Origin of the sequence: Giesbergeria anulus, from assembly GCF_900111115.1 — a bacterium.
Lineage (GTDB): Bacteria > Pseudomonadota > Gammaproteobacteria > Burkholderiales > Burkholderiaceae_C > Simplicispira > Simplicispira anulus.
Genome location: NZ_FOGD01000003.1, coordinates 235,867 through 255,416, shown reverse-complemented (window position 1 = coordinate 255,416; position 19,550 = coordinate 235,867). Strand labels below are relative to the sequence as shown.

The window sequence follows — 19,550 nt, the reverse complement described above, 5'->3', positions numbered from 1 at the left end:
CCCTTGCGTCAAAGATATGGATATGGATGTGATCTCTCGGTATTTTTCTCGCTCTGGCCGTGCTGGCCCCGGTGCTGCGCTGGCTGCTACCTTGGCCGCCTTGCTGGTCGTGCACACACCACCGGCCACAGCACAACAGCCTAGCAAACCCACCAACAAAGCCTCGAAAAAAGCGCCACCAGCAGCGTTGGTCGATGGTCAGGCGGAGTCTCGCCTGCTAGAGGTGTACCAGTCGATTAGCCAAGGCCAGCACCGCCAAGCCTTGGCCGGTGCCGAAGCGCTGGTGCGCGACTACCCCAACTTTCAGTTGGCGCAGTTGGTGTTGGGTGATTTGTGGGCCGCGCGCGCGCGCCCAGCACAGCCAACAGGTGCCGTGCCCGGTGCCCACTTGCCCAGCAATCTGGCCAGCGCTACAGACAACAAGAATCTGGATGTGTTGCGCGAAGAATCGCGCCGCCGCTTGCAAGCACTGCACGCCCGCCCACCGGCCAATACCATTCCAGCGCAGTTTTTAACCCTGTCGCCACGCCAGCGCCATGCGGTGGCGGTAGATGCCTCACGCTCGCGCTTGTACCTGTTTGAAAACACTCCCGATGGCCTGCGTTTGGTGGCTGATTACTACGCCTCGGTGGGCAAATTGGGTATCGACAAATATGTCGAAGGCGATCAGCGCACACCGATTGGTGTTTACTTCATCACCAGTCGCCTCGACCCCAGCACCTTGCGCGATTTTTATGGTGCCGGTGCTTTGCCCCTGAACTACCCCAATCCGCTAGACCAAAGCCGGGGTAAAACCGGCAGCGGCATCTGGCTGCACGGCACCCCGCCCCACCAGTTTGCCCGCGCTCCACAAGCCACCGATGGCTGTGTCGCTTTGGCCAATCCTGATCTGGAGCGTTTGTTGCGCACCGTAGAGCGTTCTACGCCAGTAGTGATTGCCCCAGAGTTGCGCTGGGTAGCGCCGCACAGCGTCGATACCGCCCGCCAGCAGTTTGATACCGTGTTGCAAGCTTGGAGCGATGCCAAGGCCCAAGGCGATGTGCAAAGCTTGCAGCGCTTTTATACCGCTGACTTCAAAAGTGCCTCACAGCAGCCCCGGCAACAGTGGCTCACTAAACTAGCCAGCACAAGCACCCAGCAGAGTAAAGAAGTTGAACTCAAAGACAAGTCTTACCTGCACTGGCGTGATGCCAGCGAGACCATGGTGGTCACCTTTGGTGAAGTAACCAAAGGCGAGCGCAGCGGCACGACGCGACGCCAATACTGGAAACGCCAAGGCGACCAGTGGCAAATATTCTATGAAGGAGTAATCAGTTGATGCTGTCCAAAAGAAAATCCCTGTTGGCACTGGCTGCCAGCAGCTTGGCTCTGGGCTTGGCCCTCGTGCAACCCGTAGCCGCCCAAGATGCCCAAGCCCCTAAGGTCAAGCTCAGTACCTCGATGGGCGACATCGTGGTGCAGCTTGATGCGGCCAAGGCCCCCAAAACGGTAGAAAATTTTCTGGCTTACGTCAAAGACAAGCACTACGACGGCACCATTTTTCACCGCGTTATCGACGGCTTCATGATCCAAGGCGGTGGCTTTACCGCCGACATGACGCAAAAGCCAACCAAGGCCGCGATCATGCTCGAATCGGGCAACGGTCTAAAAAACCAGCCCTACACCATTGCGATGGCACGCACCGGCAATCCACATTCGGCCACGGCGCAGTTCTTTATCAACGTCAAAAACAACGAGATGCTCAACGCCCGCCAGCCCGGCAACGATGGCTACGCCGTGTTTGGCAAGGTGATTGACGGTACCGCCGTAGTGGACAAAATCAAAGCCGTACCTACAGCTAACAAAGGCTTCCACCAAGATGTGCCCAGCACGCCTGTGACCATCACTTCGGCCACACTGCTGCCCTGATTCTTTTTTTAACGAAGGTTTTTTGTTATGAGCAACCCCCAAGTCGAACTGCACATTGCCAACTACGGCGTAATTACCCTTGAGCTGGATGCCGACAAGGCCCCCAAGTCGGTGGCTAACTTTTTGGCCTATGTGAACAAGGGCCACTACGACAACACCATCTTCCACCGCGTGATTCCGGGTTTTATGATCCAAGGCGGTGGCTTTGAGCCGGGCATGAAGCAAAAAGACTGCGACGCCCCGATTGAAAACGAAGCCAACAACGGCCTGAAAAACGCCAACTACACCGTCGCGATGGCCCGCACCAGCGATCCACACTCGGCCACCGCCCAATTTTTTATCAACGTGGCCGACAACGGTTTCCTGAACCACACCGCTCCCAGCGCCCAAGGCTGGGGCTATGCCGTGTTTGGCAAGGTAGTGTCGGGCAACGACGTGGTCGATAAGATCAAGGCCGTGAAAACGGGCCGCAGCGGCTTTCATGACGATGTGCCCAAAGAAAACGTGCTGATCGAAAAGGCTGTGGCGCTGTAAGCCCTACCTCCGTTTGCACCCGTGACCACGACCGTGCCCCAGTTCGAAGAGCTGTTTGCTCCCTCGCACTGGCGCACGGTCGATTTTTTGGCCGATCTGCACCTGCATCCGGGCGATTTGGCTACTTGGGCAGCGTGGCAGCGCTATCTAGACACGACACCGGCGGATGCGGTTTTTATGCTCGGTGATTTATTTGAGGTCTGGGTGGGCGACGATGCGTTGGCCGAGCCTGATAGTTTTGAAGCCCAAGGTGCCGCCGTGCTACACGCGGCAGCGCAGCGCCGGGCATTGTTTTTTATGGCTGGGAATCGGGATTTCCTGCTGGGTTCGGCCTTCGCCCAGCAGTGTGGCCTGCACATTTTGTCCGACCCGACCGTGCTTCAATGGCAACAGCAACGCCTGCTCCTGAGCCACGGCGACGCACTGTGCCTAGACGATGTAGCCTACCAACGCTTTCGCGCCGTGGCGCGCAATCGAGCATGGCAACAGCAGTTTCTGGCCCAGCCCTTGGCCGAGCGCCGGGCGCAGGCCCGCCACCTGCGGCAAGAGAGCGAGGCGCACAAGCAATCGGGCACCTTCTATGCCGATGTGGATGCTGCCGCCGCTATCGTCTGGCTAGAAGCAGCCAAGGCCCACACCTTGATCCACGGCCATACCCACCGCCCGGCAGAGCATACCTTGGCCCCTGATTTATCGCGCATCGTCTTGAGCGATTGGGACTTGGCGGCCCAACCGGCCCGTGCCCAAGTGCTGCGCTTGGATGCCCACGGCCTGCACCGCATCGCGCTGGTGTAAGCCATGAGCCTGCCTTTTTGGCAACGCTGCTGGCAACGCCTGCGGCAAGCTGTGGCCCCGCTGCCCACCATCAGTGACGCCCTGTGGCTGCCTACCTTGCGCCACTATCCTTTTTTAGCCCAACTGAGCTTGGCAGAGCAGGCCAAGTTGCGCGTGCTGGCTGCGCTGTTTTTGCACGATAAAGAGTTTCAGGGTGTGCATGGCTTGGTGGTAAGCGACCATATGGCCGTAGAAATTGCCGCCCAAGCCTGCCTGCCATTGTTGCACTGGGGCGAGCCAGAAGATGCACTAGGCTGGTACGACGATTTTGTCGGTATCGTGCTGCATCCTGCCCCGGCCCGCGCTCGCCGTCAGGTGGTAGATGCGGCGGGCGTGGTACACGATTACCGTCAAGTGTTGGCGGGCGAGGCCATGTCTGGCGGCCCCATCATGCTCAGTTGGCCCGATGTGCGCCAGAGCCGCACGGGTAGCAGCAATGTGGTGATCCATGAGTTTGTGCATAAACTCGATATGCGCAATGGCCCAGTAGATGGCTGCCCGCCCCTGCCTGCGGGCTTTATGGGCACACACAGCGCCCGCGCCGCCCATGCCTGCTGGTGGGACGCTTGGGAGCCTGCCTATATGCATTTTCAGGAGCGCGTGAGCATGGCCGAGCGCTTTGGTGGCCCCCAGCCTTGGCTTGATGCCTATGGCGCTACGGCCCCAGCAGAATTCTTTGCGGTGGTGTGTGAAGCCTATTTTGTCCAGCGGGAGCGGTTTAGCACCGAGTTTCCTAGCTTGCTGCCCTTGTTGGATGAGTTTTTTCGCCCACAGGCCAGCACCAGCACTTAAACAGACGGTTGCCTGGTAGCTAGCTCATCCAACCACGACACAGCAGCCGCTACCTCGCCACCACGCAACTCGTGGCCGACAGCAAACTCCCGAGTCATGTGCATTGCTGTCCACATCGTGCAGCAGCACCACCCGTCAAGGCCGGGGCGTGCCCGGTGCCACAGCGCGCCGCGAGCAGGTGAGCGGCAAATCGAGCATGTTAACCCCCCGCCTGCAAGGCCATCGCGTCAATCGCCAAGCCATAGCCCGGCACGCCAAAGCCACACATTACCGCCTTGGCCACTGCCGACAGGTAAGAGTGGTGGCGAAAGCTCTCACGCGCATGAACATTGCTGATGTGCAATTCGATCAACGTAACCCCAGTGCCCTTGATAGCATCGGGCAGGGCAATGCTGGTGTGGGTATAGGCCCCGGCATTGAGCACTACACCGGCCAATTGCCCGGCAGCGTGCAAGCGGCCTGCTTCATGAATCCAATCTAGCAGCGTACCTTCGTGGTTGCTTTGGTGAAAGCGCAGGGCAAAGCCGTGGCGGGCGCAGGCAGCGGCACAGAGTTGCTCGACATCGGCCAGTGTTTGGGCACCATAAACGGCAGGCTCGCGCGTGCCTAGCAGATTCAGATTGGGGCCATTGAGGACAAAAACGGTTTTCATGGGCACTCCTAACGGGGGGGGCCTGTCTGCATCCACCGCCCACAGGCCCAAATGCCAGATTATCTGCGCCAGCGGGCAGCTTTAGCGGCGCTCCCAACCACTGCGACGGTCATCATAGCCATGATCACCATACCCCCGGCCATGCCCACGGTCGTGGTGGCGGTGGCGGTGGTGCCGAGGTTCATCGCGGTAATAGTAGCCCGGTGGCGGGGCCACATACACCGGAGGAGCATAGTAAACCGGGCGCGGCGGGGGCGGTGCGTAATACACCGGCTGGGCGGGTGCCGGGTAATACACCGCGCGCGGTGGGGGCGGTGGGGGTGGTGCCAAATACACTGGGGCCGGCAAGACGCGCACACCACGGCCATTGTCCACATCCACCACCACACCGGGCGAACTGATCCCTAGCGACCAATTGACATCTCTGGCTTGCGCCATGCCAACCCCGGCCAACGCGACCAAAGCCAGACCGGCACTGACCAGCATGGAACGGACAGAACGTTTATTTGCCATACCAAAATCTCCTGAAAACCACACTGCACACCCACAGCATCTGTGGCTTGATAGACCTATAACGCAGCACCTAGGCCATAGGATGGCAAGGAAAGGTAAAAAATTCCTGTGAACTTGTTTCTGGACGTATATATCGGGTGGCGGTAGCCGTACCAGCACTGCCGAGCTGGCATCCTAAAATGTCCGCCATGAGTACCCCCACATCTGCCCCTGCCGCTACAGCGGCCCCTGAAGCCAGCAAAACCAGCAATTTTTTGCGCCAAATCATTGAGCATGATCTGGACAAAGGCACCTACGCCAGTCGCCGCTGGGCCGGTAGCCCCGGCGATGCCGCCCACCACGCGGCTGGAGAGCCCGACCCGGCCAAAATCCGCACCCGCTTTCCGCCCGAACCCAATGGCTACCTGCATGTGGGTCATGCAAAATCCATCTGCATTAACTTTGGTTTGGCGCGTGACTATGGCGGCGTTTGCCACCTGCGCTTTGACGACACTAACCCCGAAAAAGAAGACCAAGAATACGTCAACAGCATCATTGATGCCGTGCGTTGGTTAGGCTTTGACTGGAGCCAACCGGGCAACAGCCAGCCCTACCAAGCCAGCGACTATTTTGGTTTTATGTACCGTGCCGCCGAGGCCCTGATTGAGGCCGGCCACGCCTATGTGGATGAGCAGACCGCCGAAGAAATGCGCGCTAACCGGGGCGACTTTGGCAAACCCGGCGTGGACAGCCCCTACCGCAGCCGCAGCCCCGCAGAAAATTTGGCCCGCTTTCGCCAGATGCGTGATGGTGCCTTGCCCGATGGTGCTGCCGTGCTGCGTGCCAAAATCGACATGGCCAGCCCCAACATCAACCTGCGCGATCCGGCCATCTACCGTATCAAGCATGCCGAACACCACCACACCGGCAACCAATGGTGCATCTACCCGATGTACACCTTTGCGCACCCGATTGAAGATGCGCTAGAACAAATCACGCACAGCATTTGCACGCTGGAGTTTGAAGACCAACGCCCGTTTTACGACTGGCTGTTGCAGCGCCTGATTGAGGGCGGCCTGTTGGCCGCCCCGGCGCCGCACCAATACGAATTTGCCCGCCTGAACCTGACTTATGTCGTGACCAGCAAGCGCAAGCTGGCACAACTGGTCAACGAAGGCAAAGTGAATGGTTGGGACGACCCCCGTATGCCCACCATCGTTGGCCTGCGCCGCCGGGGCTACACCCCCGAAAGCCTGCAACTGTTTGCCGAGCGCATTGGCGTGACCAAGAGCGACAGTTGGATTGACTACAGCACCCTAGAGGGCTGCCTACGCGAAACCCTAGAAACCACTGCCCACCGGGGCATGGTGGTGCTCAACCCAGTCAAGCTGGTGCTGACCAACTGGGACGAAGTGATGGGCGCAGGCCACCTAGAGCCTTGCACCTTGCCCGCATTGCCACACCCGCCAGAGGGCGTGGCATCGCCGCTGCGCCACTTTCAGATTGGCAAAGAAGTATGGATTGAGCGCGAAGACTTTGCCGAAGTACCGCCCAAAGGCTACAAGCGCCTGTTCCCCGGCAACAAGGTGCGCCTCAAGGGTGGCTACGTGATTGAATGCACCGGCTGCACCAAAGATGCTAACGGCCATATCACCGAAGTGCTGGCTACTGTGGTGCCAGATACCAAGAGCGGCACCCCCGGAGCCGATAGCGTGAAGGTCAAAGCGGCGATCACTTGGGTGGGCGTGAGCGATGGCGTGCAGGCCGAGGTGCGGATGTATGACCGCCTGTTCTCGGATGCCCAGCCCGATGCCGGTGGCAAAGACTTTTTGCAAGCGCTTAACCCCAATAGCCTGAAGGTGGTCACGGCCATCATCGAGCCTTCCTTGGCCCATGCCCAGCCTGATGCCAAGTTCCAGTTTGAGCGCCATGGCTATTTTGTGGCCGACCGGGTCGATCATGCGCTGGGCAAGCCGGTTTTCAATCTGGCCGTGGGCCTAAAAGACAGCTGGGGCTGATAGGCCAGAGCGCAAGGCACGAAACCACCGTGCCTTGCGCTTACCCCAATGACAGGGGCGGCGTTTTGGGGTAAACCGTGGGAAGCAAGACGCATTGCGTGTTTTGCTCCAACCCCATCGCACAGGAGTTTTCCATGAGCATGATGAAAGCCGCCGTTTTTGTTGCCCCCGGTCGTATCGAGTTGGCAGACAAGCCGATCCCGGAGGTAGGCCCCAATGACGCCTTGATGCGCATCACTACCACTACGATCTGCGGTACCGATGTGCATATTCTCAAGGGGGAGTACCCGGTCGCTAAGGGCCTGACTATCGGTCACGAGCCTGTGGGCATCATCGAAAAACTCGGTAGTGCCGTGGTCGGCTACACCGAAGGCCAGCGCGTGATTGCCGGGGCTATCTGCCCCAACTTTAACTCCTATGCGGCGCAAGATGGCGTGGCATCGCAAGATGGCAGCTACCTGATTGCCGGTGGCTTGTGCGGCTGCCACGGTTACAAGGCCACGGCCGGCTGGCGCTTTGGCAATCTGATTGATGGCACCCAAGCCGAGTATGTACTGGTGCCCGATGCCCAAGCCAATTTGGCCCCAATTCCCGATGGCCTGACCGATGAGCAGGTGCTGATGTGCCCCGACATCATGTCCACCGGCTTTAAGGGTGCTGAAAATGCCAACATCAGAATTGGCGACACTGTGGTGGTGTTTGCGCAAGGGCCGATTGGCCTGTGCGCTACCGCTGGTGCGCGTCTGCTGGGTGCCACCACCATCATTGCGGTCGATGGTAATGACCACCGCTTGGGCATTGCGCAAAAAATGGGGGCCGATATCACGCTCAACTTCCGCAACTGCGATGTGGTCGATGAAATCATGAAGCTCACCGGGGGTCGGGGCGTCGATTCTTCTATTGAAGCCTTGGGCACACAGGCTACGTTTGAATCGGCACTGCGGGTGCTCAAGCCGGGCGGTACCTTGTCCAGCCTAGGCGTTTATTCTGAAGATTTAAAAATTCCGCTGTCAGCTTTTGCGGCAGGCTTGGGCGATCACAAAATCAACACGGCGCTGTGCCCCGGTGGTAAAGAGCGGATGCGCCGCCTGATGAATGTGGTGGCATCTAGCCGCGTTGATTTAGGCTTGCTGGTCACGCACCAGTACAAGCTCGATGACATCGAGGCCGCCTATGACCTGTTTGCCCACCAGCGCGATGGTGTGCTCAAGGTGGCTATCAAGCCATAGTAAGCTGGTTTTTTAGTATCGCTAGAGCATGGTATCCACTCGGTCACAGGGGAGACCGTGAAGTTAGCGTGGGCCGATCAGGCCTATACAGGCGAGAAGGCCCGCAGTGATGCCCAAGCACATGGTGTGCCGTTGAAAGTGGTCAAGTTGCCAGAGGCCAAGAAGGGCTTTGTACTGCTGCCTAGGCACTAGGTAGTGGAGCGCAGCTTTGACTGATTAGCGAGGAGCTACGAACAGTTGCCACAGGTGCTGGGTCGACTGCACTTTCTGGTGTTTGTGGCGGCTGCCCAAAATGGGATTTGAACCGCCCTGTAGCATCCAGCGGCCAAATTGGTGCCAAATCAGAACAACCCCATTTTGGCCATCAGCATCATCACCGTGCAGCGATCAAGTCCCTAGCGTGAACAACAGGGCTAGCACTGGCCACCACATCAATCACCAGCCCAGCGGCTTGGGCATCTTCTTCGGCGCGACGGGCTTGGGCTTCGTACAAACGCCAGTAGGCACCTTGCTTTGCCATCAGCTCGTCGTGCGGCCCCACTTCCACAATCTCGCCCCGATCCATCACCACCAGCCGATCGGCCTTGCGCAGCGTGGACAGGCGGTGGGCAATGGCGATGGTGGTGCGGCCTTGCACCAAGTTGTCTAGCGCCTTTTGGATTTCCTTCTCGGTCTCGGTGTCCACAGCAGAGGTGGCCTCATCCAAAATCAGGATGCGTGGGTCAATCAGCAAAGCACGGGCAATACTGATGCGCTGGCGCTCCCCGCCCGACAGGCCCTGACCGCGCTCACCCACCAACGAGTCGTAGCCGTGTGGCAGGCGCAAAATGAACTCATGGGCATGGGCAGCGCGGGCAGCGGCCACAATCTCCTCACGGGTGGCTTCGGGTTTGCCATAGGCGATGTTTTCGGCAATGGTGCCAAAGAACAAGAACGGCTCTTGCAACACCAGACCAATATGGCGGCGGTAATCGGCCACCGCCATGCGGCGCACATCCACACCATCCAACTGAATCGAGCCATCGCTGACATCGTAAAAACGGCAAATCAGGTTGACCAGCGTGCTCTTACCGGAACCGCTGTGGCCCACCAAGCCAATCATCTCACCGGGGCGGATATTCAAATCCAGCCCCCTAATCACCGAGCGGCTGCCATAGCGAAAACCGACATTTTGCATAGTGATGGCCCCTTGTACCTTGCCGACTTTCACCGGCTGGGCAGGGTCAGGCACATTGCTCACATGGTCAAGGATGTCAAAAATGCGCTTGGCCCCGGCAGCAGCCTTTTGCGTGACCGAGACAATACGGCTCATCGAATCGAGGCGGCCATAAAAGCGGCCAATGTAGGCGATAAAGGCGGTCAATATCCCGACCGTGATCTGGCTGTGCGCCACCAGCCAGATACCAAAACCCCAGACTACCAATAAGCCGATTTCCGTCAACAACGATACGGTGGGGCTAAACAAAGACCACGTTTTATTCAGCTTGTCATTGACTTCTAAATTGTGCTGGTTGGCATCGTGGAAACGCTTGGCCTCGCGTTGCTCTTGGGCAAAGGCTTTGACCACGCGGATACCGGGGATGGTGTCGGCCAGCACGTTGGTCACTTCAGACCAAACACGGTCAATTTTTTCAAAGCCGGTGCGCAAGCGGTCGCGCACGGTGTGGATCATCCAGCCAATAAAGGGCAGCGGCACCAGTGTGACCAGCGCCAGCCACGGGTTGATGCTGAACAAAATGGCTGCGGTCATGAAGATCATGAGCACGTCGGTTAAAAAATCCAGCGCATGCAAAGATAAAAAGACGTTGATGCGGTCGGTCTCGGAGCCAATGCGCGCCATCAGGTCGCCGGTGCGCTTGCCGCCAAAATAATCCAACGACAGCTTGAGCAAATGCTCGTAAGTAGTGGTGCGCAGATCAGCCCCAATGCGCTCAGACACCAACGCCAAAATATAAGTACGCGCCCAACCCAAGCCCCAAGCGGCCAGCGCCGACAAAAATAAGCCACTGAGGTACATCAGCACCAACATCGGGTCGATCTGCTTACCGTTTTGGAACGGGATCAGGATGTCATCTATCAGCGGGATGGTCAGGTAAGGGGGCACCAAGGTGGCGGCAGTAGAAGCCAGCGTCAGGCCAAAACCGGCGGCCAGTTGCCAGCGGTAGGGATGGGCAAAACGCCACAGGCGCAGCAGCACCCAAGTGGAGGTTTTGGCGGGCTGGGCGCGGGCGCAGGCGGGGCACTCATCGCTATCGGGGGGCAGCGCGGTATGGCAGACTGGGCAGGCAGGCACCGCCTCCGCTTGCTGCTGCACCGCGTTGCCCGATTGCAGGTGTGCGATTTGCTGCTCAAAGCGTTGCACCAGTTGCAAGGCCGAGGCGTGCAGCCCCATCGTCAAGCGCCACAGGGCCAAGCGCTGCTGTGCGTCGTGCAACTCTAGGGTAGCCACGCCGCCATGATCTACCAAACGCAAGCTGTGGCTGGGGGCCAAAGTCCACTCTTGCACTCCGGTGGCACCGGGGGTCTGGGCCAGCAGGCGCTGCGGAGTGAGCAGGAGCTGGCCGGTGGCAAAGCGCAGATCGACACTCAAGTCAACCGACAGCGTTGCCAAAACGTTTTCATGGGAAGCGAGCTTGGCCCGCAGTTCGGCCCCAAAGGGGCCGCCCGGAACCTCCGAGGTATTCACAGGATGATGTGGCATTTTTGCTTGGTCTTTTTAGTCCCGACAGCCCGTAGTGCTTGCCTGCATGGCGGCTTGGGTTATCGCCCCTGCGGGGCGTCGGGGTGCTTGCGCACCTTGCAATAACGCTGCCAAGGCGTTGCGCGCTGACACCCGCCGTGCGCGCACAATCACTTTTCAGCCCGCCGGGCCTGCAATACTCCTTTATTCCACTTGCTTCACGCTGCACCCCATGCCGACATTTAACGACATCCAATTGCTGCGCATCAACTATTTGCGTGGCCCCAATATCTGGACTTATCGCCCGGTGCTAGAGGTCTGGTTAGACCTTGGTGCCCTAGAGGACTACCCCTCCAACCTGCTGCCCGGCTTCAATGAGCGTCTCACTGCGTGGTTGCCCGCACTGATTGAGCACCACTGTGGCGTGGGCGAGCGCGGCGGCTTTTTGCAACGCCTGCAAGAAGGCACTTGGTGCGGCCATGTGCTTGAGCACATCGTCATTGAGTTGCTCAATTTGGCCGGTATGCCCACTGGCTTTGGCCAAACACGCAGCACCTCGCAGCACGGCGTTTATCGCATGGTGTTTCGCGCCCGTGAAGAGCAGGTGGCCCGCGTGGCGCTAGAGCAAGGCCATCGCCTCATTATGGCGGCCATCAACGACCAGCCTTTTGACGTACAAGCCGCTGTGGCGCTGGTACGTACCGAGGTGGATGACCGCTACCTTGGCCCCAGCACCGGCTGTATCGTCACCGCAGCGGGGGATCGCGGCATTCCGCACATTCGCCTCAACGATGGCAATTTGGTGCAACTGGGCTACGGTGCCAGCCAACGGCGCATCTGGACAGCAGAATCCGAATACACCAGCGCCATTGCCGAAGGTATTGCCAGCGACAAAGACCTGACCAAGAGCCTGCTCAAAGCCTGCGGCGTGCCCATCCCAGAAGGGCAAATCGTCAATAGCCCGGCAGAAGCCTGGGAGGCAGCCCAAGACATCGGCCTGCCGGTGGTAGTTAAGCCGTCAGACGGCAACCATGGCCGGGGCGTAACGCTCGATTTGCGCAAGCAGCAAGACATTGAGGCAGCCTACCATGTCGCTTACCCTGAGGGCAGCGATGTGATGGTCGAGCGCTACATCCCTGGTGACGAGCACCGCCTGCTGGTGGTGGGTGGCAAGCTGGTAGCGGCGGCCCGTGGCGAGGTAGTGGGCATTACTGGCAATGGCCGCAACACGGTGCGCGAACTCATCGACAGCCAACTCAATTCTGACCCCCGGCGCGGTCACGAAGAAGAGTACCCGCTAGAAATCATCGACATAGCCACCGACGCCAAGGTGCAGCTAGAACTCAAACGCCAAGACCTAGACGCCAACGCCATACCTGCCGCCGGGCAGCAGGTGGTGGTGCAGCGCAATGGCAATGTGGCCGTCGATTGCACCGACGAGGTACACCCCGAAGTGGCCTATATCGCTCAGTTGGCAGCCAAGGTGGTGGGCTTGGACATTGCGGGCATCGACATGGTGGCGCAAGACATCTCCAAACCGCTGCACAGCCAAGGCGGTGCGATTGTCGAAGTCAACGCTGGCCCCGGCCTGCTCATGCACCTCAAGCCCGCTGTGGGCGCGCCGCGCCCGGTGGGGCAGGCCATTGCCGAACACCTGTTCCCGGCAGAAGAAGGCGAAGATACACCCGCACCGGGCCGCATTCCAGTCGTCGGGGTGGCCGGTCGCCGTGGCACGGCCACCATTGCCCGTTTGGTGGCATGGCTGCTGCATTTAGGCGGCCACTTTACGGGTTTAGCCTGCCGCGAAGGCATGTTCATGAACGAGCGCTGCGTCGATACCCGCGACAGCGCCCACTGGGCTGGCGCGCACCGCCTGCTGGTGAGCCAAATGGTGCAAGCAGCGGTGATCGAGAACGATGCCCGCATCATCTTGCAAGACGGCTTGGCCTACGACCGCTGCACGGTGGGCGTAGTGACCGATATGGATGGCTTTGAAACGCTGGCCGAGTTCGATATCCAAGAGCAAGCCCAAATGACCAAGGTGCTGCGCACCCAAGTGGATGTGGTGCTAGAGCAAGGTGCAGCGGTGCTCAATGCGGCAGAGCCTCAGGTGGCCGAGCTGGCCCCGCTGTGCGATGGTGATGTCATTTTGTATGCCGCTGACGCCAACCTGCCCGCCATCATCGCCCATCGGACTGAGAACCAAGGCCGTGCTGTATTGTTGCTGGACGGCAAGGTCGTGCTGGCTACCGGCAGCAGCGAAAAGTCTATCGGCACCTTAGAGCGCCTGACGGCGGGCCGCGAATCGCTGGCCGCTGATGTACCCACCTTGCTGGCCGCTGTGGCTGCCGCTTGGGCGCTGGACATTGCCCCCGACCTGATTGCCGCTGGCATCAAGACCTTTGAGCCTGCCACGCCCACGGCCAACGCCACGCGTGCGCCGGTATTGCCCCTGTAAGCGCATCGCTCTCTTTAGTTTCGGAAAGAAGAACCCATCATGGACGTCTCCCGCATCCGTGCCCTGCGTGGCCCCAATCTCTGGAGCCGCAATACCGCCATTGAGGCTGTTGTGTCCTGTTTGCCACAAGAGCGCGCCATGGCCCAGCTCGATGGCTTTGAAGCGCGCCTGCGCGCCTTGTTCCCTGCCATTGGCACCTTGCACCCCGAAGGCAGTGACAGCGACATCTCTTTGGCCCATGTGCTGCAATCGGCAGCGCTGGCGCTGCAAGCCCAAGCGGGCTGCCAAGTCACCTTTAGCCGCACCGCCGCTACGGTAGACCCCGGTGTCTATCAAGTGATTGTCGAATACACCGAAGAAGCGGTAGGCCGCCAAGCTTTTGACCATGCCCAAGCGCTGATCGAGGCCGCACTCCACGGCGGCAGTTTTGATGGTGCCGCCGCAGTGGCACAACTGCGCGAGCTAGACGAAGACGAGCGCCTAGGCCCCAGCACTGGTGCGATTGTCGATGCTGCTGTGGCGCGTGGCATTCCGTACCGCCGCCTGACCCAAGGCAGTTTGGTGCAGTTTGGCTGGGGCAGCAAGCAGCGGCGCATCCAAGCGGCGGAACTCGATTCCACCAGCGCCGTAGCCGAATCCATCGCCCAAGACAAAGACCTGACCAAGCGCCTGCTGCATGCCGCCGGTGTGCCGGTGCCACTGGGCCGCCCCGTCGAAAGCATGGACGAGGCTTGGGCCGTGGCCCTAGAAGTGGGCCTGCCGGTGGTGGTCAAGCCGCAAGACGGCAACCAAGGCAAAGGCGTGACGGTCAACATCACTGAGCGCGCCCAACTGGACGATGCCTACCGCGTGGCCGAAGAGTATGGCACGGTGATGGTCGAGCGCTTCTTGCCCGGCCACGACTTCCGCCTGCTGGTGGTGGGCGATCATTTGGTAGCCGCAGCGCGGCGCGAGCCGCCCCAAGTGCTGGGCGATGCCATCCATACCGTGCGGGAGCTGGTCGATTTGGTCAACCTCGATCCGCGCCGGGGCGAAGGCCATGCTACCTCCCTGACCAAAATCCGCTTGGACGATATTGCCGTGGCCCGTTTGGCCACCCAAGGCCTCACGCCCGACTCCATCCCCGCCAAGGGCCAACGCGTGGTGCTGCGCAATAACGCCAACCTGTCGACCGGTGGCACCGCCACCGATGTCACGGATGACGTCCACCCCGATTTGGCGGCCCGTGCTGTAGCAGCAGCACAGATGATTGGCCTGCATATCTGCGGTGTTGATCTGGTCTGCGAAAGCGTGCTGCACCCGATTGAAGAGCAAGGCGGCGGCATTGTCGAGGTTAACGCCGCGCCCGGCTTGCGTATGCACTTGGCCCCCAGCTATGGCAAGCCGCGCAATGTCGGCCAAGCCATGATTAATGAGGTATTTGCCCCCGGCCAAGATGGCCGCATCCCGGTGGTGGCCGTGACTGGCACCAATGGCAAAACGACCACAGCGCGGCTACTGGCGCATTTGTTCTCCGCACAGGGCCTGCGTGTGGGTATGACCAATACCGACGGCGTTTATGTCAATGGCCGCCAGATTGACAGCGGCGATTGCTCCGGCCCGCGCAGCGCCCGCAATGTGCTGCTGCATCCTGAAGTGGATGCAGCGGTGTTTGAAACCGCCCGTGGCGGCATTTTGCGCGAGGGCTTGGGCTTTGACCGCTGCCAAGTGGCCGTCGTTACCAACATTGGTGAGGGCGACCATCTGGGCCTGAACTACATCAGCACCGTAGAAGATTTGGCCGTCTTGAAGCGCGTGATTGTGCAAAACGTAGCCCCCGACGGTTACGCCGTGCTCAATGCCGCCGACCCCATCGTGGCAGCGATGGCCCCAGCCTGCACTGGCAAGATCATTTTCTTTGCCGCCGACCGCCACCACCCCGTCATGGCAACGCACCGCGCCCAAGGGCACCGCTCGGTGTATGTCGATGGTGACTCCATCGTCGCGGCAGAAGGCTCGTGGCGCGAAACCATCCACCTGCGCGATGTGCCCATCACCCGCAATGGAAAAATTGGCTTTCAGGTCGAAAACGTCATGGCTGCCGTGGCCGGTGCTTGGGGGGTAGGCTTGTCTTGGCAAACCATCCGCCGGGGCCTCTCCGGTTTTGTCAATGACAGCGACAACGCCCCTGGCCGCTTTAACCTGATGGATTACAAAGGGGCCACCATCATTGCCGACTACGGCCACAACCCCGACGCCATGCGCGCCTTGGTAGCGGCGGTGGATGCCCTGCCCGGCAAACGCCGCAGCGTGGTCATCAGTGGTGCTGGAGACCGGCGCGATGAAGATATCCGCGCCCAAACCGTGATTTTGGGTGCCGCCTTTGGCGAAGTCATCGCCCTGTTGCGCGAAGGTTTGCAAGGCGCCAGCCGCACCCGCCATGTCGAAGAGATTTACGGCGAGTTCAAGGCCATTGATGCGGCGCTAGAGCGTCTGACCCCCGGCGACCTGTGTTTGGTGTTGGTCGATCAGGTAGAAGAGGCACTGGCCCATCTCGCACAGCGCTGTCGCGAGGCTTGAGCTACCGCTGGGGCAGGGTGTGCGGCACAATTCGGGCACCATGCACACATTGCCCCACCGCTCTTGCACTTCTTTCTGGCACCGCAGCGCTGCCATGCTCTTGCTGGCATGGGCCAGCATCGGGCTGGCCCATGCCGGTGGCGAAAAAATCGGCACCGTCGATACCGCCTTCAAACTCATAGGCCGCGACCACGACATTCTGGTCGAAGCCTATGATGACCCCGGCGCAGCCGGCATCACCTGTTATGTGTCGCGAGCACGTACGGGGGGCATCAAGGGCACATTGGGCTTGGCCGAAGACCGCGCCGAAGCCTCCATTGCCTGCCGCCAGACGGGGCCGATCAGCTTTCCCAAACCGCTGCGCCAGCAAGAAGAAGTGTTTAGCGAGCGCATGTCCCTGCTGTTCAAACATCTGCGCATCGTGCGCATGATTGATCGCACGCGCAACACATTGGTCTATCTGACCTATTCAGAAAAGCTGATCGACGGCTCGCCGCAAAATAGCGTCACGGCGGTGGCAGTGGACAGGAGCATTCCGATCCCGGTGCGCTAAGAACGTGTGGACGATCTCAACGTAGCAAAATTTGACGATGCCTGACGCTTCTCCCCCGGTTTCCCCTCTCACTCGCGCCCCCACCGAAACCCCCCTCATGTCGCTGTACCGGCAGGCGCTGGGGCCGCTGGGTATTGAGCGCAATATCCGGGTGTTCTCGGTGTTTGAGGCCACCGGCCGCACGCGGCCCGGCTGGAACTCGGCAGCAGCCTTTCTCACCTTGCACTGGATGGTGTTTTACCGGCTTTGGCGTCCGGCAGCGCTGTACGCTGTGCTGGCTGCCATCTTGTGGGGTCTTTTTTTGGCAGTTGATGCGGCCACCATGCCTACCTTGGCCTCAGTGCGCTGGTGGCTGCTGCTGGCCTTTGTCGTGGTCGGCACCCTGCTGCCGGGCCTGTACGGCGATATCTTGCTCTATGCACAAACCGAGTTGCGCGTACACAACGCCATTGCTGCATCGCAAAACCTGACACAAGCCCGCGCTCTGCTGGCACGCCGAGCAGGCACTGGTAAGCGCATGGGCTGGCAGGCATTGGCCCACTTGCTTCTGCTGGCCTTGGGCGGCATGGTCACACTGGTCAGTATGGCCCCAGACAAGCAACCGCAGCTGACCAGCCGGCAACCAGAACCCACCATGGCAACGCCGATTTTGCCCCGGCCAGCGCCAATTTTGCCGCTCAACGCCCCCGCTACTGGGGCGATCACGCCAGCACCAGCAGCACCGCCAGCGCCCTCAGTGCCACCACCAACCACGGCTATTGGCGGGCAGCAGCCCCCCATCATCTCTGGGCCAGCGCAAGCCGCCCAACCGGCGCCCGTAGCTCCGGAACTACCACCCCCAGTGGATAAAAGCGTGACCAGCCCCCCGGCAGCCCCTCGCCCAGAGCACACCACAGCAACGCCAGCGGCCAACCCCGTCAACAGCACGGTGGCAGCCGAGCCTGTGCCACGCCGCCCCGGCAAGGTGGCGGTCAACAAACCAGCGCCAGCACCAGAACCTGTAGCACTCCCCAAGCCACGCGCCAAGGTTTACAGCAGCCAAGATGCCAGCCAACCAACGGCACCACGCCCTGCCCCAACAGCAGAACCCATCCGCGCCCCCGCACCAAGCAAAACACCGGGCAAGACGCCGGGCAAAATCCCAGCCAAGCTGGCAGTGGCCGCCCCCCCTGCCAAAGAAACACCACCGCCGCCAGACAAAGCCACAGGCCGCTTTTTTATCCATGCTGGCACCTTTTCTGTAGCCAGCAATGCCGAAAAGGTACACGCCCGCATTGAAATGGCAGGCCTACCAGCCACCCTGCAAAACTTTACCAATGCCGACAAAAACTTGATTCGGGTGCGCGTAGGCCCGTTTGGCAGTCGTGCTGAGGCTGACCGGGCCGCTGCCAAACTGCGCTCTATGCACCTAGATGCAATGATTTATGGCCGCTGAACTTCAGCATCAGGCAGGGCTTGAGCGTTTTCTGGCAAATTGTCGGGCAGGCGGCAGGCCAGAATTTTGTCGATAGTTTTGCCGTCCATATCCACGACTTCGAGTTTCCAGCCTTCCCACTGCACGGTGTCTGTCTCTTTGGGCAAGCGGCCTGTGAGCAGCATAATCATGCCGCTCAGGGTGTGGTAGCGGCCCCGCTCCTCTTCGGGCACGGTGGACAAGCCCAAACGGTCTTTGAGTTCGGGCACCGGAATATGGCCATCGAGCAGCCAACTGCCATCTTCGCGCTGCAAAGCCCAAGAGGTTTCGGGGTCACGCGGCTGGAACTCGCCAGTAATGGCTTCAATCAAGTCTTGCAAGGTCACGATGCCTTGCACTTCGCCGTACTCGTCAATCACAAACGCCATGTGTACATCCGACAGGCGGAAGTTGTCTAACAGCTCCATGCCTGTGATGGTCTCAGGCACATAGAGCGCCGCCTGCAAATGCTGGCTAGACAAAGCATGGTCGCCATCGCGCAGCGTGCGCGCCAGCCACTGGCGGGCATTAATCACGCCCCGGATGTTGTCCATGCCGCCCTGCACCACCGGAAAACGGGCGTGGTCAGAATCTTCAATACGGCGCAGATTTTCTTCAAACGGCAAGTCAAGGTCGAGGCACACCACATCGCCACGCGGCACCATCAGTGAGCCAATCTGGCGGTCATCCAAACGAAACACATTGCGCACCATGGTGTGCTCGTGCGATTCAATCACGCCAGCGGTAGTGCCTTCGACCAGCATGGCATGGATTTCTTCTTCTGTGACGGGGCTGCCACTGGTTTCTTTCACGCCTAGCATCCGCAGCAAGGTGCGGGTAGAACCCGACAGCAGCAGCACAAAGGGTTTAGTGGCCACTGCCAACAAATGGATGGGCCGTGCCACCAACCGGGCAAAAGTTTCGGGGTGCGATTGACCAATGCGCTTGGGCACTAGCTCACCGATGACGATGGAAAAATAGGTAATCAATACCACTACCAAGCCCGTGGCAGCATAGCCACCATAGGGCTGGGGGGCACCCATGCGCTCGAGCCAAACGGCCAAGGGAGCGGCCAATGCGGCCTCGCCCACAATACCATTGAGCACCCCAATGGAGGTGATGCCGATTTGGATGGTGGATAAAAAGCGGGTGGGGTCTTCGCCCAGTTTGGCAGCAGCCAAAGCGCCTTGGTCGCCCTCATCTATCAGCTTTTGCAAGCGCGTTTTGCGTGCCGTGACCAGCGCGATCTCCGACATGGCAAACAGGCCATTGAGCAAGATGAGAGCGAAAAGTATTGCTATTTCCATACAAAGGGAGCCTAGCGCTCCCTGAAAGTGCTAAAGCGTTGCATTGTATGGCTGGAGCCAAGACTGTATGTGACAGCCCCG

At 59.9% G+C, this 19,550-nt stretch carries 15 protein-coding genes and 1 pseudogene; 12 read left to right on the top strand and 4 right to left on the bottom strand.

Going from position 1 to position 19,550, the window contains the following annotated elements:
- Window positions 1-22: 22 nt before the first annotated feature.
- From BMX55_RS08085 to BMX55_RS08065, 5 genes are read left to right on the top strand one after another with little or no spacing between them, the layout of a single operon-like run.
- A complete protein-coding gene (locus BMX55_RS08085) occupies window positions 23-1,318 on the top strand; it encodes a L,D-transpeptidase family protein (RefSeq protein WP_091455598.1) in 1,296 nt (431 codons plus the stop codon).
- A complete protein-coding gene (locus tag BMX55_RS08080; protein ID WP_091455594.1) occupies window positions 1,318-1,908 on the top strand; it encodes a peptidylprolyl isomerase in 591 nt (196 codons plus the stop codon). The genes BMX55_RS08085 and BMX55_RS08080 overlap by 1 nt, the downstream gene beginning before the upstream one ends.
- A gap of 27 nt (window positions 1,909-1,935) precedes the next feature.
- Complete coding sequence (locus BMX55_RS08075) at window positions 1,936-2,442, top strand: peptidylprolyl isomerase (RefSeq protein ID WP_091455591.1); 507 nt, start codon at window positions 1,936-1,938, stop codon at window positions 2,440-2,442.
- A gap of 21 nt (window positions 2,443-2,463) precedes the next feature.
- A complete protein-coding gene (locus BMX55_RS08070; protein WP_091455587.1) occupies window positions 2,464-3,237 on the top strand; it encodes a UDP-2,3-diacylglucosamine diphosphatase in 774 nt (257 codons plus the stop codon).
- A 3-nt stretch (window positions 3,238-3,240) separates the two neighbouring features.
- Complete coding sequence (locus BMX55_RS08065) at window positions 3,241-4,068, top strand: M90 family metallopeptidase (protein ID WP_091455584.1); 828 nt, start codon at window positions 3,241-3,243, stop codon at window positions 4,066-4,068.
- A 199-nt stretch (window positions 4,069-4,267) separates the two neighbouring features.
- Here the strand turns inward: BMX55_RS08065 and aroQ are convergent, their stop codons facing one another.
- A complete protein-coding gene (gene aroQ, locus BMX55_RS08060) occupies window positions 4,268-4,720 on the bottom strand; it encodes a type II 3-dehydroquinate dehydratase (protein ID WP_091455579.1) in 453 nt (150 codons plus the stop codon).
- Between the two features lie 81 nt (window positions 4,721-4,801).
- Window positions 4,802-5,233, bottom strand: coding sequence for a hypothetical protein (locus tag BMX55_RS08055; RefSeq protein ID WP_091455575.1), 432 nt, complete (start codon window positions 5,231-5,233; stop codon window positions 4,802-4,804).
- Between the two features lie 188 nt (window positions 5,234-5,421).
- Between BMX55_RS08055 and BMX55_RS08050 the strand changes: the two genes are divergently transcribed.
- From BMX55_RS08050 to BMX55_RS08040, 3 genes and pseudogenes are all read left to right on the top strand, one after another.
- A complete protein-coding gene (locus BMX55_RS08050) occupies window positions 5,422-7,230 on the top strand; it encodes a glutamine--tRNA ligase/YqeY domain fusion protein (protein ID WP_091455570.1) in 1,809 nt (602 codons plus the stop codon).
- 134 nt (window positions 7,231-7,364) lie between these two features.
- Window positions 7,365-8,459 carry an NAD(P)-dependent alcohol dehydrogenase gene (locus BMX55_RS08045; RefSeq protein WP_091455562.1) on the top strand — a complete coding sequence of 365 codons (1,095 nt, stop codon included), beginning with the start codon at window positions 7,365-7,367 and terminating at the stop codon, window positions 8,457-8,459.
- A 54-nt stretch (window positions 8,460-8,513) separates the two neighbouring features.
- A pseudogene (locus BMX55_RS08040) lies at window positions 8,514-8,762 on the top strand (IS5/IS1182 family transposase); the annotation flags it as partial.
- 70 nt (window positions 8,763-8,832) lie between these two features.
- Here the strand turns inward: BMX55_RS08040 and BMX55_RS08035 are convergent.
- Window positions 8,833-11,160: a cyanophycin metabolism-associated ABC transporter gene (locus BMX55_RS08035; RefSeq protein ID WP_177172855.1), complete on the bottom strand. Its 2,328-nt coding sequence runs from the start codon at window positions 11,158-11,160 to the stop codon at window positions 8,833-8,835.
- Window positions 11,161-11,371: 211 nt separating this feature from the next.
- On the opposite strand from BMX55_RS08035, the gene BMX55_RS08030 reads away from it, so the two are divergent.
- The 4 genes from BMX55_RS08030 (at window position 11,372) to BMX55_RS08015 (ending at window position 18,144) form a co-directional block, all read left to right on the top strand.
- Window positions 11,372-13,597 (top strand): cyanophycin synthetase, encoded by a 2,226-nt coding sequence (locus BMX55_RS08030; protein ID WP_091455552.1) that lies wholly within the window; start codon window positions 11,372-11,374, stop codon window positions 13,595-13,597.
- A 39-nt stretch (window positions 13,598-13,636) separates the two neighbouring features.
- Window positions 13,637-16,156, top strand: coding sequence for a cyanophycin synthetase (cphA, locus tag BMX55_RS08025; RefSeq protein WP_091455548.1), 2,520 nt, complete (start codon window positions 13,637-13,639; stop codon window positions 16,154-16,156).
- 94 nt (window positions 16,157-16,250) lie between these two features.
- The gene (locus BMX55_RS08020; RefSeq protein WP_091455545.1) at window positions 16,251-16,709 is read left to right on the top strand and encodes a CreA family protein; all 459 of its coding nucleotides are present in this window, start codon (window positions 16,251-16,253) and stop codon (window positions 16,707-16,709) included.
- Between the two features lie 37 nt (window positions 16,710-16,746).
- Entirely contained in the window at window positions 16,747-18,144 is a 1,398-nt protein-coding gene (locus BMX55_RS08015; protein WP_091455541.1) for an SPOR domain-containing protein, read from the top strand.
- On the opposite strand, the gene BMX55_RS08010 is transcribed toward BMX55_RS08015, so the two are convergent.
- The gene (locus BMX55_RS08010) at window positions 18,132-19,469 is read right to left on the bottom strand and encodes a hemolysin family protein (RefSeq protein ID WP_091455538.1); all 1,338 of its coding nucleotides are present in this window, start codon (window positions 19,467-19,469) and stop codon (window positions 18,132-18,134) included. The two genes, BMX55_RS08015 and BMX55_RS08010, sit on opposite strands and share 13 nt — an antisense overlap.
- Between the last annotated feature and the right edge of the window lie 81 nt (window positions 19,470-19,550).